This is a genomic window from Chromobacterium haemolyticum (genome assembly GCF_002081825.1).
In the GTDB taxonomy this organism is placed as follows: Bacteria; Pseudomonadota; Gammaproteobacteria; order Burkholderiales; family Chromobacteriaceae; genus Chromobacterium; species Chromobacterium fluminis.
Genome location: NZ_MUKU01000016.1, coordinates 1 through 23,763, shown reverse-complemented (window position 1 = coordinate 23,763; position 23,763 = coordinate 1). Strand labels below are relative to the sequence as shown.

Genomic DNA, 23,763 nt, shown 5'->3' with positions numbered 1-23,763 from the left:
CAGCGGTTTTTAACGCCGCATCGCCGACGCGCAGCAGACTTTGAACAGGTTCTTAAAACACCACCGGCTCGTCCGGCCGCGCCGGCGTCGCCGACTGGCCGAAAATATCTTTCCAGCCGGTGTAGGCGGTCACGTACAGCACCGGGAACCACAGCAAGAGGCCAAGGCCCAGCGGAATCATCGCGATGAAGGCCAGCACCGCAAGCATCAGACCGCTTACCAATACCGCGCCCCAGTTGGCGAGGCCGGCTTGCAGGCTGGCGCGGATCGCCTGCCACGGGCCGGCCTGGTTCAGCGTCACCAGCGCCGGCGCGAACCAGTAAGCCAGGCTGACCAGGAAGATGGCCACGCCGCCGATGAAGGCGAACAGCGCGATGGGGCCGGCGATCACCGGGATCGCGTTGGGGTCGCTCTTGGCCACGCTCACGCCCATCGCGCCCATCAACAGGCCCAGCACCACGCCGATGACGATCAGGATGGCCAGGTACAGCATGCCCACATTGATCAGCGGCCGCAGCGCGGTCTTGAAGCCGGCGAACAGATCGCCCAGTTCCAGCTCCGATCCCTGCTCGCATTTTTTCGCCGCCAGGATGAAGCCGGCGGCGAACACCGGCGCCAGGAAGAAGGACAGCGGGCCGCCCAGCAAGGGAATCATGCTGACGATGAAATTGATCACCAGATAGGCCAGCGCCAGCAAAATCCAGGTCAGCGGCTGCTGACGAACAATGTAGAAGGCCTCCACGATCCAGCGCCAGCCGCGTCCTAAAGCGACTTTGCGCGGAGCGGGTAGGGCATCGAATGATTGCATCTAAATCTCCAAAAAAGGTTGTGCCAAACAAGCCGGCGGCGCTTGACGGCGCCGGCCGGCTCGCGTCGTTGCGTCGTTTGCGCGGCAAAAAGGCAGAGCCAGACTGACCGCGATTTGCGACGCGGGTTTCCCCGCCTGCGCCTCTTATCCGCATTATGCCCATTCGTCATCGATGAAATCGGGAGCGGAATCATTCGCAGGCTTTTGATTCAAAATGCATTTTACGCCTGCATCGGCATTATCTTGCAAAACGGCCGCATACGGCTATTTTTCATACCCCTTCATGCCGCCACGGTATTCCGCGCGGCGGGGCGGTTGCCGCCTATGGTGAAAATCAGCGATAATTCCATGATTTTGCGACGGTTGGTCCATGCCGGAGGCATGTTCGGATGGCGCGGCCGTCGTCCCGGTTTCCACACAAGTCTTGAGGTTTTCCCGAAATGGTCACCCGTACCGAGCTTGCCAACGCCATCCGTTTCCTGTCCATGGATGCTGTTGAAAAAGCCAAATCCGGTCACCCCGGCGCCCCGATGGGGATGGCAGACATCGCGGAAGTATTGTGGCGCGATCACCTGAAACACAACCCGGCCAACCCCAACTGGCCAGACCGCGACCGCTTCGTGCTGTCCAACGGTCACGGTTCCATGTTGATCTACAGCCTGTTGCACCTCTCCGGTTACGACCTCTCCATCGAAGACCTCAAGCAGTTCCGTCAGCTCCACTCCAAAACGCCCGGCCATCCCGAATACGGCTACGCTCCCGGCATTGAAACCACCACCGGCCCGCTGGGCCAGGGCATCACCAACGCGGTGGGCATGGCGCTGGCCGAGAAAATGCTGGCGGTGCAGTTCAATCGCGACGGCCATCAGATCGTAGACCACCACACTTACGCTTTCCTGGGCGACGGCTGCCTGATGGAAGGCATCAGCCACGAAGCCTGCTCGCTGGCCGGCACCTGGGGGCTCAACAAGCTGATCGCCTTCTGGGACGACAACGGCATCTCCATCGACGGCCACGTGGAAGGCTGGTTCACCGACGACACGCCGGCCCGCTTCGAAGCCTACGGCTGGCAGGTGATCAAGAACGTCAACGGGCACGATCCGGTGGAAGTGGCCACCGCCATCGCCACCGCGCAGAAGGAAAGCGCGCGTCCGACGCTGATCTGCTGCAAGACCACCATCGGCTTCGGCGCGCCCACCAAGCAGGGCAGCCACGATTGCCACGGCTCGCCGTTGGGCGCGGCCGAAATCGCCGCCGCGCGCGAAGGCCTGAACTGGCCGCACGCGCCGTTCGAGATCCCGGCCGAGATTTACGCCGAGTGGAGCGCGCGCGACAAGGGCGCGCTGGCCGAGATCGAATGGAACAAGCGCTTCGACGCCTACCGCGCCGCTTATCCTGAACTGGCAGCCGAATTCAGCCGCCGCATGCAGGGCGAGCTGCCGGCCGGCTGGGAAGAGACCAAGGCCGCCGCCTTGGCCAAGATCGCCGACGCCGCTCAGACCGTGGCCACCCGCAAGGCCAGCCAGATCGCGCTGGAAGCGCTGTCGCCGGCGCTGCCGGAATTCGTCGGCGGCTCCGCCGACCTGACCGGCTCCAACCTGACCAACTGGTCCGGCTCCAAGTGGATAGACCACGACGGCCAGGGCAACTACATCAGCTACGGCGTGCGCGAGTTCGGCATGGCCGCCATCATGAACGGCATGACCCTGCACGGCGGCTTGCGTCCGTACGGCGGCACCTTCCTGATGTTTAGCGAATACGCCCGCAACGCATTGCGCATGGCTTCGCTGATGAAGATCAACCCGATCTTCGTGTTCACCCACGATTCCATCGGCCTTGGCGAAGACGGCCCCACCCACCAGCCGGTGGAACAAGTGGCCACGCTGCGTTACATCCCCAACCACCATACCTGGCGTCCGTGCGACACCGCCGAAACCGCGGCGGCCTGGGCGCACGCCGTCGAGCAGAAGACCACGCCGAGCAGCATGGTGCTGAGCCGCCAGAACCTGCCCTTCGTCGCCCGCGACGCGGCGCAGCTGGCCGCGATCCAGAAGGGCGGCTATGTGCTGCGCGACGCCGCCGGCGCCCGCGCGGTGCTGATCGCCACCGGTTCCGAAGTGGAACTGGCGCTGAAGGCGCAGGACGCGCTGGCGGCGGAAGGCGTCGCCGTGCGCGTGGTGTCCATGCCGTGCACCAATGTGTTCGACCGGCAAGACAAGGCCTGGCGCGACAGCGTGCTGCCGGCGGGCCTGCCGCGGCTGGCGATCGAAGCCGGCCATCCGGACTTCTGGCGCAAATACGTGGGCCTGGACGGCGACGTGGTCGGCATCGACCACTTTGGCGAATCCGCCCCGGCCCCGCAGTTGTTCCAGGCCTTTGGCTTCACCGTCGACAATGTAGTGGCCAAGACCAAAGCGCTGCTGTGATGTAAAGACAGGCCATTGCGAAAGCAATGGCCTTTTGTTCGCCGTTTCATGTAGTGGACGCACTACACAACACGCGGAGCGCCGGCCGGGAAGCCGGGCGCTCCGGATCGTCCCCAGGAGATTTAGAAGCATGACTATCCGCATCGCCATCAATGGTTACGGCCGCATCGGCCGCCAGGTACTGCGCGCCATCTACGAAAACCAGCTGCACGACGATTTCAAAGTAGTGGCCGTCAACGCCACCGGCGATCTCAACATCAATGCCCACCTGACCAAGTTCGACACCGTGCACGGCCGCTTCCCCGGCGAGGTCGAGCAGGACGACGCGCACCTGATCCTGAACGGCGACAAGATCCCGTTCTTCAGCACCCGCAACCCGGCCGAGCTGCCGTGGAGGGAACTGGACGTGGACCTGGTGCTGGAATGCACCGGCGCCTTCACCAGCAAGGACAAATGCCAGGCCCACCTGGACGCCGGCGCCAAGAAGGTGCTGATCTCCGCGCCGGGCGGCGACGATGTCGACGCCACCATTGTTTACGGCGTCAACCACGACGTGTTGAAGCCGGAAATGACCGTGGTGTCCAACGCCAGCTGCACCACCAACTGCCTGGCCCCGGTGGCCAAGGCGCTGCACCAGGCCATCGGCATCAAGAAAGGCCTGATGACCACCATCCACGCCTTCACCAACGACCAGGTGCTGACTGACGTCAAACATAAGGACCTGCGCCGCGCGCGTTCCGCCACCGACAATATGATTCCGACCAAGACCGGCGCGGCCAAGGCCGTCGGTCTGGTGTTGCCGGAGCTGAAAGGCAAGCTGGACGGTTTCTCGGTGCGCGTGCCCACCATCAACGTATCGCTGGTGGACCTGACTTTCAGCGCCGCGCGCGACACCACCAAGGACGAGGTCAACGACATCCTGAAGGAAGCCGCCAACGGCGCGATGAAGGGTATTCTGAGTTACAACACCCTGCCGCTGGTGTCCGGCGACTTCAACCACACCGAAGAAGCCTCCACCTTCGATTCCACGCTGACCAAGGTGACCGGCGGCAATATGGTGAAGGTGCTGGCCTGGTACGACAATGAATGGGGTTTCAGCTGCCAGATGCTGCGCACCGCGCGCGCGATGTTCGCTTGCTGACGACGAAGTGATCCAGGAAATCCGGGCCGGCGCGCCATGCCGGCCCGGATTTTTTACGTCTGCTAGCGCGGGCGCTACATCCACAGGCATTTGATTGATGTTAAGGTAGGGCCGTTTTTTTGGCATACACTTGCCGGGCGATCGCCGAATCGCCCCCGCTGAACCCGCCGTTACAGGAGAGCAGCATGCGACAAAACCAAGCACTGTCCCGCCCTGAAAAATGGGTCCGGCTGGCCTCCTGGCTGGTGGCTTTGGTGTTCGCCGGCTTTCTGTCCAATCTGGGCGAGCTGGTGATCCGCGATCTGTTCTACGTGCCGGACGGCGGCCCGCCGCAGCTGGAAACGCTGCAACAGCAGGCCGGCATCGAGCCGCTGCGGCAGCGGCAGAAGGCCTTGCAGCGCCAGAACGACGCGCAGCGAGCCCAACTGGAAAACCTTGGCGCCACCCGTGAGCAACTGGAGCGTAATTACCAGACCCAGCGCAAGGGCTTGGCCAATTGGCTGGCCAGCCGCGCCACCAGCGCCGATCCGCGGCAAAGCGCCGAAGTCAGTCGCCGCACTCGGGAACTGGACGCCCTGCAGGCGCAGATCCTGCAATGGCAGCAGAAGGAAGACCGGGCGAGCGACGGCCTGCGCGGGCTGGAGCGGAGCCGGCAAACGCTGCAAGAGGAAATCGTCCGGGTGGAGACGGTCGCCCAGGATCGTTACCAGCAGGCCTACCAGCGCTTCGAGTTGAAGGTCTTCCTGCTGCGGCTGGCGATGATCCTGCCGCTGCTCTTGCTGGCGGTATGGCTGTTCAGCCGTTACCGGACTCATCGTTACTGGTTCTTCGTTTACGGCTTCGGCCTGTTCGCCTTGTTCGCTTTCTTTGTCGAGTTGCTGCCCTATCTGCCCAATTTCGGCGGCTATGTGCGGCTGGCCGTCGGCATCGCGCTGACGGTGTTCGCCGGCCTGCGCATGATCCAGGCCTTCCAGCGCTACGCGGAGAAAAAGCGCGCCGAACTGCAGCAAAGCCAGAGCGAGCGCGCGCGTCACGTGGCCTACGCCCAGGCCTTGGGCGCCTACCAGAAGAAAACTTGCCCGTCCTGCGACCATCAATACAATATTGCCGGCGACGACGCCGACTACTGCGTGCATTGCGGCCTGCAGCTGTTCCGCGGCTGCGACTGCGGTGCGCGCAATTTCGCCTTTTTTCCGTACTGCAAAAAATGCGGCCGTCCCGGCGCCAAGCCGGAATCTGCGCCGATGAATCAATCGACAAGCGAATCCAAACCCGAGCGAGCGAACGATGAAATTCAATAAACTTTCCGAACAGGCCCTGGCCGGCAAGCGCGTGCTGATCCGCGTGGACATGAACGTGCCGGTGAAAAACGGCGTCATCGGCGACGATACCCGCATCCGCGCCAGCCTGCCGTCCATCGAGCTGTGCCTGAAGGCCGGCGCCGGCGTGATCCTGATGACCCATCTGGGCCGCCCCACCGAGGGCGAACCCAAGCCGGAAGACAGCCTGGCGCCGGTGGTGGAGCGTTTGTCCGGCCTCTTGGGCCGGCCGGTGCGCCTGGTGGCGGACTGGCAGTCCGGCTTCAGCGTGGCGCCCGGCGAAGTGGCGATGCTGGAGAACGTGCGCCTGAACAAGGGCGAGAAAAAGAACAACGCCGATCTGGGCCGCGCCTACGCCGCCTTGTGCGACGTGTTCGTCAACGACGCCTTCGGCACCGCTCACCGCGCGGAAGCCTCCACCCACGCGGTGGCCCAGTTCGCGCCGGCCGCCTGCGCCGGCGTGCTGCTCTCCGCCGAGCTGGAAGCGCTGGGCAAGGCGCTGCAAGCGCCGGCGCGGCCGCTGGTGGCCATCGTCGCTGGCTCCAAAGTGTCCACCAAGCTGACCATTCTGGAATCGCTGGCCGACAAGGTTGACCAGTTGATCGTGGGCGGCGGCATCGCCAACACCTTCTTGCTGGCCGAGGGCAAGGCCATCGGCAAATCGCTGGCCGAAGCCGAACTGGTGGACGAGGCCAAAAAGGTGATCGCCAAGATCCGCGCTCGCGGCGGCAATGTGCCGTTGCCGGCTGACGTAGTCTGCGCCAAGGAGTTCGCCGAAACCGCCGCCGCTGTGACCAAGAACGCGGCGGACGTGGAGGCCGACGACATGATTCTGGACATCGGCCCGGATTCGGCGCGGGAGTTGGCCGCCATCATCGCCAAAGCCGGCACCGTGGTATGGAACGGCCCGGTGGGCGTATTCGAGTTCGAGCAGTTCGGCGGCGGCACCAAGACCCTGGCCCAGGCCATCGCCGCCTCGCCGGCCTTCTCCATCGCCGGCGGCGGCGATACTCTGGCGGCGATCGCCAAGTACGGCATCACCGAGCGCATCAGCTACATCTCCACCGGCGGCGGCGCTTTCCTGGAGTTCCTGGAAGGCAAGGAGTTGCCGGCGGTGACCATCCTGGGCGAGCGCGCCGGCTAAGAACCTGTTTACGATCTGCTGCGCGTCGGCGATACGGCGTTGAAACCGAGCTCAAAATGCTCATGTACCACCTGTACATTCCGCTTTTTCGCTCGTTTTCGCCTTGTCTCGCCTTAGCTCGCGAGATCGTAAATACATTCTAAGGCTTGGGAAAAGGCTATCAGGATGAATGGCTTGCGTTACACTGTTTCATTCCTCGCCGTTTCATTCTGATGGCCCACCCGCCGGAGATATTCATGTCGCTCAATACCTGGTTGCTGTTCGTCACCACCGTGTTTTTCGTCTCGGCCACGCCTGGCCCCAATATGCTGCTGGCGATGACCCACGGCATCCACTACGGGGTGCGGCGCACGCTGATGACGTGTTTTGGCCTGATGACGGCGCTGGGTTTGATCATGTTCGGCTCCGCCGCCGGGCTGGGCGCGGTGCTGGCCACCTCCGAACTGCTGTTTTCCTTGGTAAAATACGCGGGCGCCGCCTATTTGATCTATCTGGGAATCAAGACCTGGCGCAGCCAGCCGCAGCCGGTGGAGGAAGTCCGCGAGGCGGCGAGCGGCAAGCACACGCCCTGGGGCATGTTCCGCACCGGTTTCCTGGTGGCGATGAGCAATCCCAAGGCCTTTATTTTCTTTACCGCGTTGTTCCCGCAGTTTATGAACGCGCAACAGCCGCAGGGGCCGCAACTGGCGATCCTGGCGGCGACATTTTATGTGATCGAGGCGTCCTGGCAGCTGGCTTACGCCGGCGGCGGCGCGCGTTTGGCCGGCTGGCTGAACAGCGCGCGGCGTCTCAAGCTGGTCAACAAGGTGTCCGGCGGCGCTTTCGTCGGCGCCGGCGTATTGTTGTCCAGCGTGTCCAGACACTGAATTGATGAATTCGCCTTGGGCCGTAGCGCGGTCCGGGCGCCAACCATGCTCCGCTCCGGCGGAGCAGTTTGCGGAGATTGAACACCATGGCTCTCGTTTCCATGCGTCAGCTGCTGGATCACGCAGCGGAATTCGGCTACGGCCTGCCGGCCTTCAACGTCAACAACCTGGAGCAGATGCGCGCCATTATGGAGGCCGCCGACAAGGTGAACGCCCCGGTGATCGTGCAGGCTTCCGCCGGCGCGCGCAAATACGCCGGCGCGCCCTTCCTGCGCCACATGATCCTGGCCGCGGTGGAAGAGTTCCCTCACATCCCGGTGGTGATGCACCAGGATCACGGCACCAGCCCGGACGTGTGCCAACGCTCGATCCAGCTCGGCTTCTCCTCGGTGATGATGGACGGTTCGCTGAAGAGCGACGGCAAGACCCCGGCCGACTATGACTACAACGTCGACGTCACCCGCACCGTGGTCAACTTCGCCCACGCCTGCGGCGTGTCGGTGGAGGGCGAGATCGGCTGCCTGGGCAGCCTGGAAACCGGCATGGCCGGCGAAGAGGACGGCGTGGGCGCCGAAGGCGTGCTGGACCACAGCCAGCTGCTGACCGATCCGGAAGAAGCCGCCCAGTTCGTCAAGGACACCGGCGTGGATGCATTGGCCATCGCCATCGGCACCAGCCACGGCGCTTACAAATTCAGCAAGAAGCCCACCGGCGACGTGCTGCGCATTGACCGCATCAAGGAAATCCACGCTCGCATCCCCAACACTCATCTGGTGATGCACGGCTCCTCCAGCGTGCCGCAGGAATGGCTGCAGATCATCAACGAGTTTGGCGGCGACCTGGGTGAAACCTACGGCGTGCCGGTGGAAGAAATCGTGGAAGGCATCAAGCACGGCGTGCGCAAGGTCAACATCGACACGGACCTGCGTCTGGCCTCCACCGGCGCTATTCGCCGCTTCCTGGCCCAGCATCCGGCCGAGTTTGATCCGCGCAAATACCTGAAAGTGTCCACCGACGCGATGCGCGACATCTGTATCGCCCGCTACGAGGCCTTCGGCTCCGCCGGCCAGGCCAGCAAGATCAAGGCGATCAACCTGGACACCATGGCCAATAAATACCTGAAGGGCGAACTGGCTCAGATCGTTAAGTAAGGATCTGCCGGCTTGTCCCGACCAGCCCGCCGCGAGCGGGCTTTTTTGCGGGCGGGCGCCTAGCCACCTTGACGTATTGGAGGCCCGGCGCGAATTGCTTACACTGCGGTATCCGCTTAATGCGCACAGAGGCAGGCGATGAAACTGAATCTTTTGTATTTTGCCCGCTTGCGGGACGAGTTCGGCCTGGAGAGCGAACACTTGGACAGCGACGCGGCCACGGTGGGGGAACTGCTGGTGGAGTTGCGGCTGCGGGGCGAGGTCTGGGCGCGGGAGCTTGCCGCCGACCGGGTGTTCCGCGTAGCGGTGAACCAGCAGATGGCGCGCCTGGACTCCACCTTGAGCGACGGCGACGAGGTGGCGGTGTTTCCGCCGGTGACCGGGGGATGAGCATGGACGCGTTCACGGTGCGGGTGCAGCCGCAGCGTTTCAGCGCCGGCGAGGAAATCGACGCGCTGTCCGGCAACCCGGCTTGCGGCGCGGTGGTCTGCTTCAGCGGGCTGGTGCGGGATTACGGCGACAGCCGCGACGTGACGGCGTTGGAGCTGGAGCATTATCCGGGCATGACCGAAAAGGCCTTGGAAGCCATTGTGGCGGAGGCGCGCCGGCGCTGGCCGTTGCAGGCGGCCACCGTCATCCACCGCGTTGGGCGGCTGGGTCTGGGCGAGCCCATCGTGTTGGTGGTGGTGGCCAGCAGCCACCGCCGCGACGCTTTCGCTGCTGCGGAATTCCTGATGGACTATCTGAAACAGGACGCGCCGTTCTGGAAAAAGGAAATTCTGGCCGACGGCAGCGCGCGCTGGGTGGACGCCAAACACAGCGACGCCCAGGCGGTGGAACGCTGGCAATGAGCCACCAGGCGCTGATTCTGGCCGGCGGCCGCGCCACGCGCATGGGCGGCGTCGACAAGGGCCTGGCGATGTTGTCCGGGCGGCCGTTGTTGGCGCACGCCTTGGCGGCGCTGTCCGCGCAGACGCCGCTGGCCCAACGGGTGTGGGTCTCGGCCAACCGCAATCTGGATCTGTACGCCGGTTTCGGCTGTCCGCTGCTGCCGGACAGCCTGCCGGATTACCCTGGGCCGTTGGCCGGGGTGTTGGCGGCCTTGGAGCGCGACGACGGCGCGGTCTGGTTGGTGATGCCTTGCGATGCGGTGCGGCTGCCGACCGACTTCTCGCGTCGCTTGCTGGCGGAAGTGGCGGCTGGCCGCCAAGCGGCCAGCGCGAGGGACCGCGAAGGCTGGCATCCCAGCCTGCTGGCCCTGGGGCCCGGTCTGCGCGCAGGCCTGGCCGCCTATCTGGCCGGCGGCGGCCGTTCCATCCGCGGCTGGCTGGCCGGGCTGGACCATGTCGAAGTCGCGTTCGACCATCTTTTTCCCAATCTCAACACCGCGGACGCGCTGGCGGCGCTTGAGGCTGAGCCGCGCGCCGACTGAGGCCGCATGGCGATTTGTTTCGCATCACGAAAGTTTTAACTCTTTGTCATTTTGTTTTGCTATAGTGCGCGCGATCGGAGCGTCCATCACGGTCCATGGCAGTGGACGGACGTCTCTTCATTTCGATCGTGGCCGGCGGCGCCGGCGCGCGCGACAACAAACAAGACAAGGATGCGTTTCGTGAAACTGAAAACCATGAGCGTGTGCCTGGCGGCGAGCCTGGCGCTGTTTGGCTGTTCCGCCGGCTCTGGCGGCTGGGGTCCGGGCGATCAGAACACCGGTGTTTCGCGCCAGCCGGTGGCGGTTAAGATGATCGCCTTCAACGATTTCCACGGCAATCTGGAAATGCCGGGCCAACTGACGGTGCCGGATCCGGCCGACCCAAGCAAGACCGTCAAGATCAACGCCGGCGGCGTTGACTATCTGGCGGCCTGGGTGCAGTCGCTGCGCGCCAAATCGCCCAATACCGTGGTGGTGTCGGCCGGCGATCTGATCGGCGCCAGCCCGCTGGTGTCCGGCTTGTTCCACGACGAGCCCACCATCGAGGCGATGAATTTGCTGGGCCTGGACCTCAACGCGGTGGGCAACCACGAGTTCGACGACGGCCAGCAGGAATTGCTGCGCATGCAGAACGGCGGTTGCAAGACGGACGCGCCCACCACGTCCTGCCAGAACGGCAAGTTCGTTGGCGCCAAGTTCAAATTCCTGGCGGCCAACGTCAAGAAAAGCGACGGCGGCACCTTGTTCCCCGCCTATGAAATCAAGAAGTTCGGCGGCATCCCGGTGGCTTTCATCGGCATGACTTTGAAAGGCACGCCGGAAATCGTGTCGCCGGACGGCATCAAGGGCCTGAGCTTTCAGGACGAGGCGGCCACGGTGAACCAACTGATTCCGCAACTGAAGCGGCAGGGCGTATCCGCCGTGGTGGTGGTGGTGCACGAGGGCGGCTACCAAAGCGGCAATTTCAACGATTGCAACGGCGTGTCCGGCCCCATCGTCGACATCGTCAAAAAACTGGATCCGGCTGTGAAGCTGGTGGTCACCGGCCACACCCATCAGGCCTACAACTGCGTAATAGACGGCCGCCGGGTGACCAGCGCCAAGAATTACGGTCAGTTGTTCACCGAGATCGACTTTGTGCTGGATCCGGCCACCCGCGACGTCAAGCCCGGCTCCATTCAAGCTCAGAACCGGGTAGTGGCGCGCGACATCGCGCCGTTGGCCTCAGTCAGCAATCTGGTCAAGCTGTACAAGGATTTGGTGGCCCCAGTGGCCAATCGAGTCGTGGGCCAGGCCGGAGGCACTTTGGATCGCACCCCGTCCACGGCCGGCGAAACCGCCTTGGGCGACGTGGTGGCCGACGCGCAATTGGCGGCCGGCGCCGCCCAGGGTGCTGTAGTGGCTTTCATGAACCCGGGCGGCGTGCGCGCCGACATCATTCCCGGCGCCGGCGGCAATGTGACGTACAACCAATTGTTCACCACTCAGCCATTTGGCAATGTGATGACCACGTTGACCCTGACCGGTACGCAGATTGATCAGTTGCTGGAGCAGCAATGGAGCGATCCGTCCAAGGTCAAGATTCTGCAAGTATCCAAGGGCTTCAGTTATAGCTGGAGCCAGGCGGCGCCGGTGGGCAACAAAGTGGACATCGCCAGCATCAAGATCAACGGCATAGCTATTGATCCTTCGGCTAGCTACCGGGTGCAGGTCAATAACTTCATCGCCGGTGGTGGCGACGGCTTCACGGTGTTGACGCAGGGCGGCAACCGGGTTGGCGGCGGCGTGGACGTGGACGTGCTGGAGAGTTATTTCGCCGTGGCGTCGCCGGTGGCGGTGCCGGCGCTGAACCGGATCACGCGTCTGCCTTGAGTTTGGGCGTTGGGAGCAGCCGTCCGCGCGCTTCCAGCGCGCGGAACACCCGCAGCGCCACCCAGGCGTCGTTGCCGGCGTAAGCCTGTTGCGCCGGCGTCAGCGGCAGTTTGGACCAGTTGGTGGTAGACAGTTTTTTGGATTTGCGGAAGTACTGGCCGAACAGCCGCGCCACCGCCTGCACCGCGCCGACGGTGATGCGCGCATCGTCGCTGTCGAAGCAGGACACCAAGTCCAGCACTCGGCCGCAGCGTATGCCCAAGCGCTGCTTGAGCAGCGACTGATCCGAACTGAGCTCGAAGCCCACCAATAGCCGTTGCGGGTCTTCCAACAGGATTTTCAGCTCCGGCGCGCACTGGCCATCCTGCACCGGGAACAGCCAGGCGCCGTCGTCGCTGGCCAGCTGGATCAGGTGCGGGCCGGTCGGTTTTTCGCCTTTGTGGAAAGTGGGACGGGATTCGGTGTCGAAGCCCAGCACCGCGCAACCGCCCAGCGCCCGCAACGCGGCGGCGGCCAACTCCGGCGTGGCGGCCAGCCGCACCTGTTCCGGCGTCAGGCCGGCGAACAGCGGCAACGCTTTGATCTCCTCGCGAGGAATTTGTCGGGTTGGCAACATGGCGGTCTCGCTGACGTGAGGGTAATTTGCAACCTTACCGCATTTAATGACGGTGGTCAGGCATAAGCTGTCATATTTTTTGACGGTACCAGCAGGAGATGCCCAACGGCGGTGGAAATATCCTGTAGTATCGTCGGCATGCCTAATTCTTCACGTTATCTTGGCCGGCAGGCAATTGTCGATCGCCAGCAGCAACTGGTGGCTTTTGAACTATTGTTCCGTTCCAGCCCGGCCAATTTCGCCTTGGTGCGAGACGATCTGCTCGCCAGCGCCGAGGTGTTGCGCAACGCCTTCGGAGAACTGGGCAGCGTGGATGTGTTGGGCCAGTTTCCCGGTTTCATCAACGCCAGCGCCGATTTGTTGCAAGACGCCATCCTGGACCAATTGCCGGCGGAACGGCTGGTGCTGGAAATACTGGAAACGGTGACCGTCACCGAGCCCTTGCTGCAACGCATGGCGCTGTTGCGCCAACGCGGCTTCCGCCTGGCCTTGGACGACGTGATCCACTTGGGGCCGGACCAGACGGCGATGCTGCCGCTGGTGGATATTGTCAAAGTGGACGTGGCTGCGGTGGAAACGGAGAGCCTGCCGGCGCTGATGGCGCAGTTGAGCGATTTCGACGGCATCTTGCTGGCGGAAAAGGTGGACAGCCGCGAGCAGTTCGAACGTTGCCGAGATTTGGGTTTCCACTGGTTCCAGGGCTATTTCCACGGCCGCCCGGTGGTGTTGAGCAGCACGGACGCGTCGTAGCGTCGCATCCTCCGTACCGGGCCTTTTCACTGGGCCTTGATCGGTTTGTGGTAGGCCAGGCTGGCGGCTCGGGTCTCCGCCACAATGCGATCGAACTCCCCGCTGTCCTGCAAGGCCTTCAAGCCGCGATTGAAACGCTCCACCAATTCCGGTCCCTGGCGGTGTTTGCGCCAGATCACCACGTGCAGCGGCGCTACCCAGAACGATTTGCTTTGCGGCTCCAATTGCTGAGCCAGCCGGGGCTGGAAGTTGCGGGCGATAAGGTATTGGCCCACTTCCACGTCGATGGGGAACAAGTCGATGCGGCCGGCCAGCAGCTTGCGCAGATTGGTGACGTCGTCCGGCGCCATGTCGGGGATCAGGTGGCCGGCCTTGACCTGCTGATTGAACTCGTCTGAATAGAAATTGCCGACGGTGACGCCCACCCGCGCATGGCGCAGATTGGACAAGTCGTTCCAGGGGAAGTTGGCGTTGCGGCGCTGGAAAAACACCATGCGCGCATGCAGCACTGGCTGAGTGAACAGTAGATCCTGCTTGCGTTCCGACGTCGGCGCCCAGCCGAAGCTGCCGTCCACGGTGCCGTTGCGCGCCGATTGCAGCGTGCGGTTGTTGGGGTAGTAACGGAAGGCGACGTCGACGTTGGCGCGGGCGAACGCCTCTTTGACCAGACGCGACAAAATGCCGTCATACGGCAGTTCCTTGCCCATATAGGGCGGCCACTCCTGATTGGACAGGGTGATTTTCAGACGTGGCGCGGCCTGCGGCTGAGCTGCCGCCAGCAGGACTACAGCCAGGCTGCCCAGCAGCCAGCTGCGAAGTCTCATCATTTCCCCGATCCTTGCTCGATCTGTGCGCGCGGCATGCGTGCTGCCCGTGCGGAGCGCGGCGTGCGCCGTCTCCGCTCGATATTGTTGTCGGCCTCAAAGGCCTATTGCTGAATCGTAGGCAGGTTTGGCGTCCGGCGTAAAGCGCTTCCATTGCCGCGGGGTCGGCAAAGCAGCGTTGCGGCGGCCGCGCCGCGAGGACACGGCGCGGCGCACGCGGACTTAGCGGCCCTTCGGCGGGCTGAACAACGCCGAGCTCGGACGCGAGGCGGCGGGCTTGCTGCGCTGGCCCTGACCCTGGCCTTGCGACGAGCGTTGACCAGGCTGGCCGTTTGTGGCGTTTTTGGCCTGACTCTGTCCTTGGCCCTGGCGCGGCTTGGACGCCGGCGAGCGGTGGCCGTGGCCGGTGGGTTTGCTGTCCGGCTGATGGCGCGGCTTGCCGCCGCCGCCTTGGCGTTGCGGCTGGCCGCGGCGGTTGCCGCCGCCCATCGGAATGGGTTCGGGCTTCACCGACAGATCGGCCTCGAAGCCCGGCACCGCGAAGCGCTCGATCGATTGCTTGGTGAGCTTCTCGATATCCTTCAGGAAGTTGAACTCATCGACGCAGACCAGCGACACCGCCTCGCCCTTGCTGCCGGCGCGGCCGGTGCGACCGATGCGGTGCACGTAGTCTTCCGGCACATTGGGCAATTCGAAGTTGACCACTTGCGGCAGCTGGTCGATGTCCAGGCCGCGCGCGGCGATGTCGGTGGCCACCAGCACTTGCAATTCGCCGCTCTTGAAGTCGGCCAGCGCGCGCGTGCGTGCGTTCTGGCTCTTGTTGCCGTGAATCGCGGCGGAGGGGATGCCGGTTTTGTCCAGTTTTTCCGCCAAGCGGTTGGCGCCGTGTTTGGTGCGAGTGAACACCAGCGCCTGGAACCAGTTGTGCTCCTTGATCAGGTGGATCAGCAAGTCGGTCTTGCGGTCGCGGTCCACCAGGTGGATTTTTTGGTCCACGAGCTCGTTGGTGGTGTTGCGGCGCGCCACTTCCACCAGCTTGGGATTATCCAGCAGGCGGTCGGCCAGGCTCTTGATCTCGTCGGAGAAGGTGGCGGAGAACAGCAGGTTCTGACGCTTGGCCGGCAGCAGCGCCAGCACTTTGCGGATGTCGTGGATAAAGCCCATATCCAGCATGCGGTCGGCTTCGTCCAGCACCAGGATTTCAACGCCGGACAGGTCGATATTGCGTTGACCGGCGTGGTCCAGCAGACGGCCCGGCGTGGCCACCAGGATGTCCAGCGGCTTGCGCAGCGCGCGGGTTTGCGGATTGATGTTGACGCCGCCGAACATCACCATGGAGGTGAGCGGCAGGTGCTTGCCGTAGGTCTGCACCGATTCTTCCACCTGGGCGGCCAGTTCGCGAGTGGGAGTCAGCACCAGCGCGCGCGGGCGGCCCGGCTGGGTGGCCGGCTTGCCCATCAGGATGTGCAGCAGCGGCAGGGTGAAGCCGGCGGTCTTGCCGGTGCCGGTCTGGGCAGCGGCCAGCAGATCGCCGCCTTGCAGCACTTGCGGAATGGCCTGGGCTTGAATCGGGGTGGGGGTGGTGTAACCGGTTTCGCTGACAGCGCGCAACAGGGGTTCGGCCAGACCGAGGTCGGCAAAGGTGAGTGTGGACATGTTTGCTCCTGCGACGGCCTATCGCAGTATGTGCGAACCAATCCAGGCTGACGGGAAAAAGTTAGGGATGCGATGGGCGCTTCGGGATGAAGCGCGCGCGGCGCGCAAAGATTGGAATTGCACGCGGGAGGCCGGAGTTTACCTTCAAATCGTCGGTTTGGGAACTTGTCGCCGCATTGTCATATCCATTTCAGCGGAATCCAAACCCGCGCAAGGCCGTTTTGACGGCCGATATTATTAATAAATGCGAATGGGCGAACTGGTATCATGTTGTCACGTCGCCGGTGCGCGGAGCGCCGCGGCCGCAAGATGCCCTGTTTTGATGTGTCCGCCCGGGATGGGCGGCGAATAACGCAGTTCAGAGGAAATCGGTATGCCTGGATCCGCCCGTAGGCTGGTCGGCTTGATCATTTTGTGTCCGGCCTTGGCGCTGGCCGCCGGCAAGGGCGGTTCGGAGGGCGGCCACGGCCGCGCGGCGGAGAGCGCCAAGGCCGCTGAGGAAGCGGCGGAAGCCAACGCGCCGGTGGCAACCGATTTCAACTGCGAAAAGCCGGGCAATCCGGTGGAGGCCATGGTGTGTCAGGACGACAGCCTGACCCGGCAGGACAATCGCTTGGAAAAGGTTTACGCCCAGGCGTTGGAGCAGGCGCAGCAAGGGCGGCCGGGAGCCGAGGCCAAACTGATCGCCGAGCAGCGCCGCTGGGTGAAAAGCCTGAAGGACTGCGTCAAGTCCGAGGACATGCATATGTGTCTGGGCGACGTCTACATCATGCGCATCACCCAGTTGCAGGCGGCTTGGGGGTTGGCGCCGTCGCTGACGCCCTTGCGCTATGTCTGCAAGGGCAACGCCACCCGCACCGTGCTGGCCACCTTTTACCGCACCCATCCCCCCACGGTGAAGCTGGAGTACAACGGTTCCACCGCCATCTTGCACCAGGGCCTGAGCGGCAGCGGCGCGCGCTACGCGGCGCCGGGACTGGAGCTGTGGATCAAGGGCCGCGAGGCCAGCATCACCTGGCGCGGCGAACCCTTGGATTGTTCCAGCCAGCCTTCGCCTTGAGATAGGGCGGCCTCGTTGTTCGCGATGATTGCGCGCAAAAGCCGGCTGACCCGTACAATAGCTTCTTTTTTCGCAAAGCCGGTTTCCGCATGGCCCTGTCCGCCACCATTTACAAAGCCAATCTTGCCGTGTCCGACATGGATCGCGGCTATTACGCCAGTCATCAGCTGACGCTGGCCCAGCACCCATCCGAAACCCTTGAGCGCATGATGCTGCGCCTGGCTGCCTTTGCGCTCAACGCCAGCGAAACCCTGCAGTTCAGCCGCGGCCTGAGCGCAGACGACGAGCCGGAGTTGTGGCAGAAAAGCTATGCCGACGATATCGAGCTGTGGGTGGAACTGGGCGAACCGGATGAAAAACGGCTGAAGAAAGCGTGCAGCCGCGCCGAGCAAGTGGCGCTGTACAGCTACGGCGGCCGCGCCAGCGAGGTATGGTGGCCGCAGATCGAGAACAAGCTGTCCCGGCTGGACAAGCTCAGCGTATTCCGCGTTGAGCCGGCCACGCTGGCGGAGTTGGTCGCCATCTGCCAGCGCAGCATGCAGTTGAGCGCCACGATCCAGGACGGCCAGATGTGGCTGGCCGACGAATCCAGCAATGTGCTGGTGGAGCCGCTGCGGCTCAAATAAGGCGTAGCCAGGCGCGCAGCCGCTGCAGCAAGCCCGTTTGGGTCGCGCGCGGCAGCCGCGTCTTGCGTTTGAGCCAGGGCAGGCGTTGATGGCGGGCCTGCGCGTAGGCATTCAATAGCCGGCGGTGGCGCAGAGCGAGATCGCCGCGTTTCATCGTTGCGCGCTCACCAGACGCCACCAGGCGCGCAAGGACGCGCGCCAGCCGAGTTTCGGCCCGGTCCGGCAGGGCGTTGCCGGAAAACGGGCTTCGAGGATGTAGCGGCGCAGCGCCAGCGGCGCCGGGTCCTCGTCCGGCAGGTAGTCGGGAATGCCACGCGCCGGCAAGGTGTGACGGACGGGTTTGCTTGCGTTCATAAGCAAGGGCCTCGAAGGTGGGATCTTGGCTGCATGCTAGGCGCCGGCGCGTAAAAAGCGGCTAAAGAAAGCGCTGGCGTGGATAAAAAGCAGCTAGTCGCGCCGCGAAGCGGCCCGGTTCCACGTGAAACAGCGCCATGCGGCGGACCTCAGGTTGACGCGTCCATGGTCCATTCATAGCTGCGTTCGATGTGCGCCACTTCCACCCGATACTGGCGATACCAGCGCTCGCGTCCCAGCTGCTGCGCCAGCACATGGTCGGCGTGGGCCTTCCACGCGCGGATGCTGTCGGCGTCAGGCCAGTAGGATAGTGCGATCTCTTGGTCGTTCTCACAGGCGGAAACAAAGGCAAGACAGCCGAAGCGCTCCAGCGCCAGCTGGCGCATTTGCTGCGCCACGGCGAAGTACTCGTCATCCAGTTGCCGCGTGGCCGCACGGAAAATCACGACATGCATGAAGGACCTTCCTAGAGTAAGGTGGGGGAATCGGCATTGTCTCGACTGTCGGCGGTCTTGGCCAGAGCCAGTTTGGCCGCTGGCGTGGAACCATCGCGACCAGGAGGAGCGAAAATGACGAAGAATCTATTGCTGCGCGAGGCCGATGCTGGGGATGTAGAGCGGATAACAGCGCTGCACATCGCCAGTTGGCGGCTGCATTACCGCGGCATCCTGCCGGATGAGTATCTGGACTTGCGCGCTTGGGACGAGCGCCTGCTTGTGTGGCGACATCGTTTCGCCGCCGCGCGGCCGCCCTGGGTACGGCTGGCGCTGTGGCAGGGAGAGCCGGTGGGCTTTGTTTGCCTATTGCCGGACGAGGCGCCGGAGCGGGGCGTGTATCTGGATAATCTGCATGTGCTGGCCGGGCAGCAGGGACGCGGCATCGGCCGCGCGCTGATGGCCGCGGCGGCGGCGGAAGCCATGCGCGTCGCGCCGGGCCGGCCGCTTTATCTATGGGTGTATCAGGCTAACCACGCTGCCTGCGGTTTTTACCGGGCGCTGGGCGGCGCGGCGTCGGCGTCCAGCGAGGTGGATACCGCCGCCGGCAACCGCGCGCTGGCGTTAAGTTATCAATGGGATGATCCATCCTGCTTGCTGTAGCGTCGGTTTGCGCCGCGGCAACACCTGGCCGCGCAGTCGTTTTACAATGGTGCGATGTCTACCTTCAACTATTTGCAGCATTATCCCGCCGCGCTGCTCAGTCAGGTGCAGGCGCTGCTGGACGCCGGCCAACTGGGCGGCTGGCTGGCGCGCAAGTACCCGGACAGCCACGATGTGCAGACGGACAAGGCGTTGTACCAGTACGTGTCCGAGATCAAGCAGCGTTATCTAAAAAACGCCGCCTTGCCGGCCAAGGTGAGTTACGACAGCCAACAACACCCAGTCAAGGGCACGCTGGGCACCAATACCTTCGTGTCGCGGGTGCAGGGCGGCAAGCTGAAGACCAAGAACGAGATTCGCATCGCTGCCTTGTTTCGCGACGCGCCCTTGCCGTTCCTGCGCATGATCGTGGTGCACGAGCTGGCTCATCTGAAGGAGAAGGACCACAACAAGGCTTTCTACCAGCTTTGTTGCCATATGGAGCCGGACTACCACCAGCTGGAATTCGACATGCGGGTGTGGTTGACCTGGAGAGAAAGCCAGGCGGCCTGAGCTCTTGTCCCCGTATGAACAACAGCCCGGCTAGCCGGGCTGTTCGCCTTGAGGGGCGTGTTATTTCTTGGTGATTAACTGATCGAACACGCCGCCGTCGGCGAAGTGTTTACGCTGGGCGCCGCGCCAGTCGCCGAAAGTGTCTTTCAGCGTGAACAGCTTGACCTTGGGGAACTGGCCGGCGTATTGCGCGGCAATCTTGGCGTCGCGCGGCCGGTAGTAGTTCTGCGCCGCGATGGTCTGGCCCTGCGGGGTGTACAGGAACTTCAGATAAGCCTCGGCCAGCTTGCGGTTGCCTTTCTTGTCGGCCACCTTGTCCACCACCGCCACCGGCGGTTCCGCCAGGATGGACAAGGAGGGGGTGACAATGTCGAACTTGTCCGGTCCCAGCTCTTTGACCGCCAGCACCGCTTCGTTCTCCCAAGCCAGCAGCACATCGCCCAGCCCGCGTTGGGCGAAGGTCAGCGTCGCGCCGCGCGCGCCGGTGTCCAGCACCGGCACGTGTTTATACAGTTCGCCTACGTAGGCGCGGGCCTTGGCCTCGTTGCCGCCGGGCTGTTTCAGCGCGTAACCCCAGGCCGCCAGATAGTTCCAGCGCGCGCCGCCGGAGGTTTTGGGGTTGGGCGTGATCACCTGAACGCCGGGCTTGATCAAATCGCCCCAATCGCGGATGCCCTTGGGGTTGCCCTTGCGCACCAGGAATACGATGGTGGAGGTATAGGGCGAGCTATTGTCCGGCAAGCGGCTTTGCCAGTTCTTGGGCAGCAGGCCCTGGTCTGCCAGCACGTCGATGTCGTAGGCCAGCGCCAGCGTGGCCACATCGGCCTCAAGGCCGTGCTGGATGGCCAGCGATTGTTTGCCCGAGCCGCCGTGAGACTGTTTGATGGCGACGTCGCCGCCCTGTTTCTTCCATTGCTCGGCGAAGGCCTTGTTGATGTCTTGGTAGAGCTCGCGGGTCGGGTCGTAGGAGACGTTGAGCAGCTCGGCGGCAAGCAGCGGTGCGGCGCCGCTGAACAAGACGAGGGAGAGAAGGGCGTGGCGGAGGGAGAGTCGTGGCATGGCGATGTCCTGAGGGTGCAAGCGATGAATGCATCTAATCAGAAATGTTTTAGCGCCAGAAGTGATTGTTTTTTATCTTTAAATTCCAAATAAATCTATGCGGCGGCAGGGGTGTCTTAGAGGTATAGGGAATAAGTTTTTCGTTCAATATCATTTCCAAGAATATAAAAGTCATTCTACAGTGCGAGATCAACCCTTAAGGAGCTGAGCGATGGAACCTTCGCTGGCGGATTTCGACTTGATCATTCAGCCCGGCTGGCGCAACTCCGGCCCGCGGCACTGGCAAAGCCACTGGCAACGCCGCTTGAACGCCGAGCGGGTGGAGGTGGGCGATTGGGACGCGCCGCGGCTGGACGACTGGCTGCAGAGTTTGGATCTGGCGCTGGACCGGACGCGAAAGCCGGTCATCGTCATTGCTCACAGCCTGGGTTGCGTAGCGGTGGCGCATTACGCGCAGCGCCATCCGCGACGAATTGCTGGCGCTTTATTGGTGGCGCCGGCGGATGTGGAGCGGCCCTTTGTTCCGCGCGAGCTAATGGGGTTCGCGCCAACGCCGCGGCAACCCTTGCCGTTTCCGGCCAGGATGGTGGCGAGCAGTAATGATCCGTTCTGCAAGACGCCGCGCGCGGCGCGGCTGGCCGGCTACTGGCGCACGCCCATTGCCTGGCTGCGGCAGGCCGGCCACATCAATGTGGAGTCCGGCCACTGCCAATGGGAAGACGGTTGGCTGCAACTGGAGCTACTGGCGCAGCGGGTGCGGGCCAGCCTGAGCCAGGCGGCATGAAAGCCTGTTTAAGGTCTGCTGCGCGTGGTGGCACGCGGCACGGTGAGTACCGCATTCGAAATGCTCATGCGCCACGTGCGCATTCCGCTTTCTCATCGGTTTTCACCTTAGTTTTGCTCTAGCGCGCCGGGTTTTGAACAGGTCCGCTCGCCGCTGGCGGCGCTGGGAGCGTTGCGGCTTCCAAACCGTTGCTCGGCGTGGTTTCGGTCCAAGCCTGGTGGTCTAAACTGGGATGGCACGTATTGCAACCATCTCATGAGTGGCCATGATGCCGAGCCGATTTCTTGCCTGTTGTTGCTTGTCCTTGGCCGGCACCGTTTACGCCGCCCCCTTGAGCCGCATCGGCGTATCCGTGGGAGCGCTGGACAACCCCTTCTATCAGATCGTGGCGCGAGGCGCGCTGAACGAGGCGCGCGTGGCCAATCCCAATGCGCAAGTCATCACCCTTTCCGCCAATTTCAGCTTGGAGCGGCAGGAAGAACAAGTGCGGCAACTGCTGCGTCAGCAGGTGGAGCTGATTCTGCTGGTGGCCGCTGACAGCAAGGCGGTGGCGCCGCTGGTGCGTCTGGCGCACCAGGCCGGGGTGCGAGTGGTAGCGGTGGACGTGGACGCGCCCGGCGTCGACGGCACGGTTAAATCGGACAATGTCCAGGCCGGCGCGCTGGCCTGTCGTTATCTGGCGGAGCAGATGCATGGCAGCGGGACGATGGTGATTCAGAACGGTCCGCCGGTGTCTTCTGTCTGGGACCGGGTGGCCGGCTGTCGCCGCAGCTTGGCGGCATTTCCCAAAATCCGCTTGCTCAGCCATCAAGAGAGCGGCATGGCGTCCAGTTGGGGCGGCAAGCGGCTGATGGAACGACATCTGCGGCGCTACCCTATGATCAACGGCGTGTTCTCCAGCAACGACCGCCAGGCGCTGGGGGCGGAGCAGGCCGCGCGGGAAGCCGGCCGCAAGGAGGTGATGGTGGCCGGGGTGGACGGCTCGCCGGATATAGAGAAGGCGTTGCGAGGGCAGAATCAGATTGTGGCCTCCGTCAGCCAAGCTCCATACGCCATCGGCGTGGAGGCGGTGAAGCTAGGCCGCCAATTGCTGGATACGCCCAATGCCAAGCCGCGCTTGGTGACGGTGCCGGTGCAGCTGATCACACGCGCCAATATCGGCGCCTACCAGGGCTGGCAAAGCCAGTTGCCCCCGGCGCCCGCCGCGGCGCGCTAGGCGGAGGCTCCCCGTCTTTTTTGACCTGCGGCGGCGGCGGTGTCACACTGCCGGTGTTTTCGCGTCGGCCTGGCCGACGCCAGCCGTTTTCAACTCAAAGCCAAAGGATTCCACATGTTCGCATCACGCCCGCTCAAAGCCGGCCTGGCCGCCCTGGCGCTGACTTTGCCGCTGCTGGCGCACGCCGACGCCGCCCAGGACGCCGCCGTCAAAGAGTTGTCCGCCACGCTGAGCCTGAACAATATGCTGCCGGAACTGGCGCAGCGCACCACCGCCAGCGCGATGCCGCTGCTGCAGGAATACTTCGTCAAGAACAAGATCAAGCTGAGCGAAGCCCAGCAGAAGAAGGCGCAGGAAGGCTTCAAGACCTACGGCGAGAACGTGCACAAGCTGGCCAGCGATTACTTTGGCTCCAGCACGGCCAAGCAGCAGTTCGAGCAGACTGTGGCCAAGGCTTACAGCGCCCAGTTCAGCGCCGACGAGCTCAAGCAGATCAACGCTTTCTACAAAACCGCCGCGGGTCAGAAACTGCTGAAGCAGCAGCCGCAGATCATCAACACCATCGCCGGCGACACCTTGAAGGCCGCCGAGCCGGTGCTGCTGCCCAAGATGCGCGCCGCCGCGGAAAGCTTCGGCAAGAGCGTCGCCAAAAAGTAAGCGCATCCGAGCTTCGCCGTCAAAGCCGCCCGCTGGGCTAATGCCAGTCAGTTAAGACTTGCGGATGTAAATCCAGTAAAAAGGGGACATGTTCATCATGTTCCCTTTTTCGCTGCATGAGCCTACTACAACGCGCCTTACATGACACGCTGCCACACGCCCCTTCTCGGCTAGAGACATTGGCCGCATTGATTGACCCTGCCTGGATCGAGCAAGCACTCGCCGTTACCGGCAAAGCCTCCATTCGGCGCCGCAAACTTCCTGCTGAGCATGCCGTCTGGTTGGTCATTGGCTTGGCCCTCTTTCGCAACTTGCCGCTATGGCAGGTCGTGCAGCAATTGGCTCTGAGCCTC

At 63.4% G+C, this 23,763-nt stretch carries 27 protein-coding genes; 19 read left to right on the top strand and 8 right to left on the bottom strand.

What is annotated here, in order from left to right:
* Window positions 1-52: 52 nt before the first annotated feature.
* The gene (locus tag B0T39_RS13585; protein WP_081547463.1) at window positions 53-808 is read right to left on the bottom strand and encodes a BPSS1780 family membrane protein; all 756 of its coding nucleotides are present in this window, start codon (window positions 806-808) and stop codon (window positions 53-55) included.
* A 440-nt stretch (window positions 809-1,248) separates the two neighbouring features.
* Here B0T39_RS13585 and tkt point away from each other — a divergent pair, with 440 nt between their 5' ends.
* The 10 genes from tkt (at window position 1,249) to B0T39_RS13535 (ending at window position 12,159) form a co-directional block, all read left to right on the top strand.
* Window positions 1,249-3,234 (top strand): transketolase, encoded by a 1,986-nt coding sequence (tkt, locus tag B0T39_RS13580; RefSeq protein ID WP_081547461.1) that lies wholly within the window; start codon window positions 1,249-1,251, stop codon window positions 3,232-3,234.
* Between the two features lie 130 nt (window positions 3,235-3,364).
* Complete coding sequence (gene gap / locus B0T39_RS13575; RefSeq protein WP_081547459.1) at window positions 3,365-4,375, top strand: type I glyceraldehyde-3-phosphate dehydrogenase; 1,011 nt, start codon at window positions 3,365-3,367, stop codon at window positions 4,373-4,375.
* A 185-nt stretch (window positions 4,376-4,560) separates the two neighbouring features.
* A complete protein-coding gene (locus tag B0T39_RS13570) occupies window positions 4,561-5,676 on the top strand; it encodes a zinc ribbon domain-containing protein (RefSeq protein ID WP_081547457.1) in 1,116 nt (371 codons plus the stop codon).
* Window positions 5,663-6,838, top strand: coding sequence for a phosphoglycerate kinase (locus B0T39_RS13565; RefSeq protein WP_081547455.1), 1,176 nt, complete (start codon window positions 5,663-5,665; stop codon window positions 6,836-6,838). The genes B0T39_RS13570 and B0T39_RS13565 overlap by 14 nt, the downstream gene beginning before the upstream one ends.
* A gap of 236 nt (window positions 6,839-7,074) precedes the next feature.
* Window positions 7,075-7,704 carry a LysE family translocator gene (locus tag B0T39_RS13560; protein WP_081547453.1) on the top strand — a complete coding sequence of 210 codons (630 nt, stop codon included), beginning with the start codon at window positions 7,075-7,077 and terminating at the stop codon, window positions 7,702-7,704.
* 86 nt (window positions 7,705-7,790) lie between these two features.
* The gene (fba, locus tag B0T39_RS13555; protein WP_043640341.1) at window positions 7,791-8,855 is read left to right on the top strand and encodes a class II fructose-bisphosphate aldolase; all 1,065 of its coding nucleotides are present in this window, start codon (window positions 7,791-7,793) and stop codon (window positions 8,853-8,855) included.
* A gap of 138 nt (window positions 8,856-8,993) precedes the next feature.
* Window positions 8,994-9,245 (top strand): MoaD/ThiS family protein, encoded by a 252-nt coding sequence (locus B0T39_RS13550; RefSeq protein WP_081547451.1) that lies wholly within the window; start codon window positions 8,994-8,996, stop codon window positions 9,243-9,245.
* A 2-nt stretch (window positions 9,246-9,247) separates the two neighbouring features.
* The gene (gene moaE / locus B0T39_RS13545; RefSeq protein WP_081547449.1) at window positions 9,248-9,706 is read left to right on the top strand and encodes a molybdopterin synthase catalytic subunit MoaE; all 459 of its coding nucleotides are present in this window, start codon (window positions 9,248-9,250) and stop codon (window positions 9,704-9,706) included.
* Complete coding sequence (mobA, locus tag B0T39_RS13540; RefSeq protein WP_081547447.1) at window positions 9,703-10,287, top strand: molybdenum cofactor guanylyltransferase MobA; 585 nt, start codon at window positions 9,703-9,705, stop codon at window positions 10,285-10,287. The genes moaE and mobA overlap by 4 nt, the downstream gene beginning before the upstream one ends.
* Window positions 10,288-10,467: 180 nt before the next feature.
* Window positions 10,468-12,159 (top strand): bifunctional metallophosphatase/5'-nucleotidase, encoded by a 1,692-nt coding sequence (locus B0T39_RS13535; protein ID WP_141111222.1) that lies wholly within the window; start codon window positions 10,468-10,470, stop codon window positions 12,157-12,159.
* Here B0T39_RS13535 and B0T39_RS13530 read toward each other — a convergent pair.
* On the bottom strand, window positions 12,143-12,775 hold the full coding sequence (locus B0T39_RS13530; protein ID WP_081547443.1) for a 3'-5' exonuclease: 633 nt from the start codon (window positions 12,773-12,775) through the stop codon (window positions 12,143-12,145). The two genes, B0T39_RS13535 and B0T39_RS13530, sit on opposite strands and share 17 nt — an antisense overlap.
* A 138-nt stretch (window positions 12,776-12,913) precedes the next feature.
* Here B0T39_RS13530 and B0T39_RS13525 point away from each other — a divergent pair, with 138 nt between their 5' ends.
* Window positions 12,914-13,525, top strand: coding sequence for an EAL and HDOD domain-containing protein (locus tag B0T39_RS13525; protein ID WP_081547441.1), 612 nt, complete (start codon window positions 12,914-12,916; stop codon window positions 13,523-13,525).
* Window positions 13,526-13,551: 26 nt separating this feature from the next.
* On the opposite strand, the gene B0T39_RS13520 is transcribed toward B0T39_RS13525, so the two are convergent.
* A complete protein-coding gene (locus B0T39_RS13520; protein ID WP_206118828.1) occupies window positions 13,552-14,352 on the bottom strand; it encodes a substrate-binding periplasmic protein in 801 nt (266 codons plus the stop codon).
* A gap of 219 nt (window positions 14,353-14,571) precedes the next feature.
* Window positions 14,572-16,005, bottom strand: coding sequence for a DEAD/DEAH box helicase (locus B0T39_RS13515; protein ID WP_081547439.1), 1,434 nt, complete (start codon window positions 16,003-16,005; stop codon window positions 14,572-14,574).
* Window positions 16,006-16,378: 373 nt separating this feature from the next.
* Between B0T39_RS13515 and B0T39_RS13510 the strand changes: the two genes are divergently transcribed.
* Both B0T39_RS13510 and B0T39_RS13505 read left to right on the top strand, forming a co-directional pair.
* Window positions 16,379-17,065, top strand: a complete 687-nt coding sequence (locus tag B0T39_RS13510) for an MliC family protein (protein WP_081547437.1) — start codon at window positions 16,379-16,381, stop codon at window positions 17,063-17,065.
* 89 nt (window positions 17,066-17,154) lie between these two features.
* Complete coding sequence (locus B0T39_RS13505; RefSeq protein WP_081547435.1) at window positions 17,155-17,691, top strand: YaeQ family protein; 537 nt, start codon at window positions 17,155-17,157, stop codon at window positions 17,689-17,691.
* On the opposite strand, the gene B0T39_RS25660 is transcribed toward B0T39_RS13505, so the two are convergent.
* From B0T39_RS25660 to B0T39_RS13495, 3 genes are all read right to left on the bottom strand, one after another.
* Window positions 17,684-17,845 carry a hypothetical protein gene (locus B0T39_RS25660; protein WP_176219550.1) on the bottom strand — a complete coding sequence of 54 codons (162 nt, stop codon included), beginning with the start codon at window positions 17,843-17,845 and terminating at the stop codon, window positions 17,684-17,686. The genes B0T39_RS13505 and B0T39_RS25660 overlap by 8 nt on opposite strands.
* On the bottom strand, window positions 17,842-18,045 hold the full coding sequence (locus B0T39_RS13500; protein ID WP_081547433.1) for a hypothetical protein: 204 nt from the start codon (window positions 18,043-18,045) through the stop codon (window positions 17,842-17,844). The genes B0T39_RS25660 and B0T39_RS13500 overlap by 4 nt, the downstream gene beginning before the upstream one ends.
* Before the next feature lie 149 nt (window positions 18,046-18,194).
* Window positions 18,195-18,500: an antibiotic biosynthesis monooxygenase family protein gene (locus B0T39_RS13495; RefSeq protein ID WP_081547431.1), complete on the bottom strand. Its 306-nt coding sequence runs from the start codon at window positions 18,498-18,500 to the stop codon at window positions 18,195-18,197.
* A gap of 114 nt (window positions 18,501-18,614) precedes the next feature.
* Here B0T39_RS13495 and B0T39_RS13490 point away from each other — a divergent pair, with 114 nt between their 5' ends.
* Complete coding sequence (locus B0T39_RS13490; RefSeq protein WP_081547429.1) at window positions 18,615-19,142, top strand: GNAT family N-acetyltransferase; 528 nt, start codon at window positions 18,615-18,617, stop codon at window positions 19,140-19,142.
* Between the two features lie 54 nt (window positions 19,143-19,196).
* Window positions 19,197-19,694: a M48 metallopeptidase family protein gene (locus B0T39_RS13485; RefSeq protein WP_081547427.1), complete on the top strand. Its 498-nt coding sequence runs from the start codon at window positions 19,197-19,199 to the stop codon at window positions 19,692-19,694.
* A 60-nt stretch (window positions 19,695-19,754) separates the two neighbouring features.
* Here the strand turns inward: B0T39_RS13485 and B0T39_RS13480 are convergent, their stop codons facing one another.
* Window positions 19,755-20,753 (bottom strand): sulfate ABC transporter substrate-binding protein, encoded by a 999-nt coding sequence (locus tag B0T39_RS13480; protein WP_081547425.1) that lies wholly within the window; start codon window positions 20,751-20,753, stop codon window positions 19,755-19,757.
* A 211-nt stretch (window positions 20,754-20,964) separates the two neighbouring features.
* Between B0T39_RS13480 and B0T39_RS13475 the strand changes: the two genes are divergently transcribed.
* The 4 genes from B0T39_RS13475 to B0T39_RS13460 all read left to right on the top strand — a co-directional run.
* Complete coding sequence (locus B0T39_RS13475) at window positions 20,965-21,537, top strand: RBBP9/YdeN family alpha/beta hydrolase (RefSeq protein WP_081547423.1); 573 nt, start codon at window positions 20,965-20,967, stop codon at window positions 21,535-21,537.
* Window positions 21,538-21,802: 265 nt separating this feature from the next.
* The gene (locus B0T39_RS13470) at window positions 21,803-22,753 is read left to right on the top strand and encodes a substrate-binding domain-containing protein (RefSeq protein WP_081547421.1); all 951 of its coding nucleotides are present in this window, start codon (window positions 21,803-21,805) and stop codon (window positions 22,751-22,753) included.
* 114 nt (window positions 22,754-22,867) lie between these two features.
* Window positions 22,868-23,410 carry a DUF2059 domain-containing protein gene (locus B0T39_RS13465; protein ID WP_081547419.1) on the top strand — a complete coding sequence of 181 codons (543 nt, stop codon included), beginning with the start codon at window positions 22,868-22,870 and terminating at the stop codon, window positions 23,408-23,410.
* A gap of 116 nt (window positions 23,411-23,526) precedes the next feature.
* Window positions 23,527-23,763 (top strand): transposase domain-containing protein (locus tag B0T39_RS13460; protein WP_176219463.1); only part of this gene is annotated, 237 nt, incomplete at its 3' end.

Excerpts from the sequence above, each read along its gene's own strand:
- B0T39_RS13585 (WP_081547463.1), bottom strand. The coding sequence starts at position 808 with ATGCAATCATTCGATGCCCTACCCGCTCCGCGCAAAGTCGCTTTAGGA.
- tkt (WP_081547461.1), top strand. The coding sequence starts at position 1,249 with ATGGTCACCCGTACCGAGCTTGCCAACGCCATCCGTTTCCTGTCCATG.
- gap (WP_081547459.1), top strand. The coding sequence starts at position 3,365 with ATGACTATCCGCATCGCCATCAATGGTTACGGCCGCATCGGCCGCCAG.
- B0T39_RS13570 (WP_081547457.1), top strand. The coding sequence starts at position 4,561 with ATGCGACAAAACCAAGCACTGTCCCGCCCTGAAAAATGGGTCCGGCTG.
- B0T39_RS13565 (WP_081547455.1), top strand. The coding sequence starts at position 5,663 with ATGAAATTCAATAAACTTTCCGAACAGGCCCTGGCCGGCAAGCGCGTG.
- B0T39_RS13560 (WP_081547453.1), top strand. The coding sequence starts at position 7,075 with ATGTCGCTCAATACCTGGTTGCTGTTCGTCACCACCGTGTTTTTCGTC.
- fba (WP_043640341.1), top strand. The coding sequence starts at position 7,791 with ATGGCTCTCGTTTCCATGCGTCAGCTGCTGGATCACGCAGCGGAATTC.
- B0T39_RS13550 (WP_081547451.1), top strand. The coding sequence starts at position 8,994 with ATGAAACTGAATCTTTTGTATTTTGCCCGCTTGCGGGACGAGTTCGGC.
- moaE (WP_081547449.1), top strand. The coding sequence starts at position 9,248 with ATGGACGCGTTCACGGTGCGGGTGCAGCCGCAGCGTTTCAGCGCCGGC.
- mobA (WP_081547447.1), top strand. The coding sequence starts at position 9,703 with ATGAGCCACCAGGCGCTGATTCTGGCCGGCGGCCGCGCCACGCGCATG.
- B0T39_RS13530 (WP_081547443.1), bottom strand. The coding sequence starts at position 12,775 with ATGTTGCCAACCCGACAAATTCCTCGCGAGGAGATCAAAGCGTTGCCG.
- B0T39_RS13525 (WP_081547441.1), top strand. The coding sequence starts at position 12,914 with ATGCCTAATTCTTCACGTTATCTTGGCCGGCAGGCAATTGTCGATCGC.
- B0T39_RS13520 (WP_206118828.1), bottom strand. The coding sequence starts at position 14,352 with ATGATGAGACTTCGCAGCTGGCTGCTGGGCAGCCTGGCTGTAGTCCTG.
- B0T39_RS13515 (WP_081547439.1), bottom strand. The coding sequence starts at position 16,005 with ATGTCCACACTCACCTTTGCCGACCTCGGTCTGGCCGAACCCCTGTTG.
- B0T39_RS13510 (WP_081547437.1), top strand. The coding sequence starts at position 16,379 with ATGCCTGGATCCGCCCGTAGGCTGGTCGGCTTGATCATTTTGTGTCCG.
- B0T39_RS13505 (WP_081547435.1), top strand. The coding sequence starts at position 17,155 with ATGGCCCTGTCCGCCACCATTTACAAAGCCAATCTTGCCGTGTCCGAC.
- B0T39_RS25660 (WP_176219550.1), bottom strand. The coding sequence starts at position 17,845 with ATGAAACGCGGCGATCTCGCTCTGCGCCACCGCCGGCTATTGAATGCC.
- B0T39_RS13500 (WP_081547433.1), bottom strand. The coding sequence starts at position 18,045 with ATGAACGCAAGCAAACCCGTCCGTCACACCTTGCCGGCGCGTGGCATT.
- B0T39_RS13495 (WP_081547431.1), bottom strand. The coding sequence starts at position 18,500 with ATGCATGTCGTGATTTTCCGTGCGGCCACGCGGCAACTGGATGACGAG.
- B0T39_RS13490 (WP_081547429.1), top strand. The coding sequence starts at position 18,615 with ATGACGAAGAATCTATTGCTGCGCGAGGCCGATGCTGGGGATGTAGAG.
- B0T39_RS13485 (WP_081547427.1), top strand. The coding sequence starts at position 19,197 with ATGTCTACCTTCAACTATTTGCAGCATTATCCCGCCGCGCTGCTCAGT.
- B0T39_RS13480 (WP_081547425.1), bottom strand. The coding sequence starts at position 20,753 with ATGCCACGACTCTCCCTCCGCCACGCCCTTCTCTCCCTCGTCTTGTTC.
- B0T39_RS13475 (WP_081547423.1), top strand. The coding sequence starts at position 20,965 with ATGGAACCTTCGCTGGCGGATTTCGACTTGATCATTCAGCCCGGCTGG.
- B0T39_RS13470 (WP_081547421.1), top strand. The coding sequence starts at position 21,803 with ATGATGCCGAGCCGATTTCTTGCCTGTTGTTGCTTGTCCTTGGCCGGC.
- B0T39_RS13465 (WP_081547419.1), top strand. The coding sequence starts at position 22,868 with ATGTTCGCATCACGCCCGCTCAAAGCCGGCCTGGCCGCCCTGGCGCTG.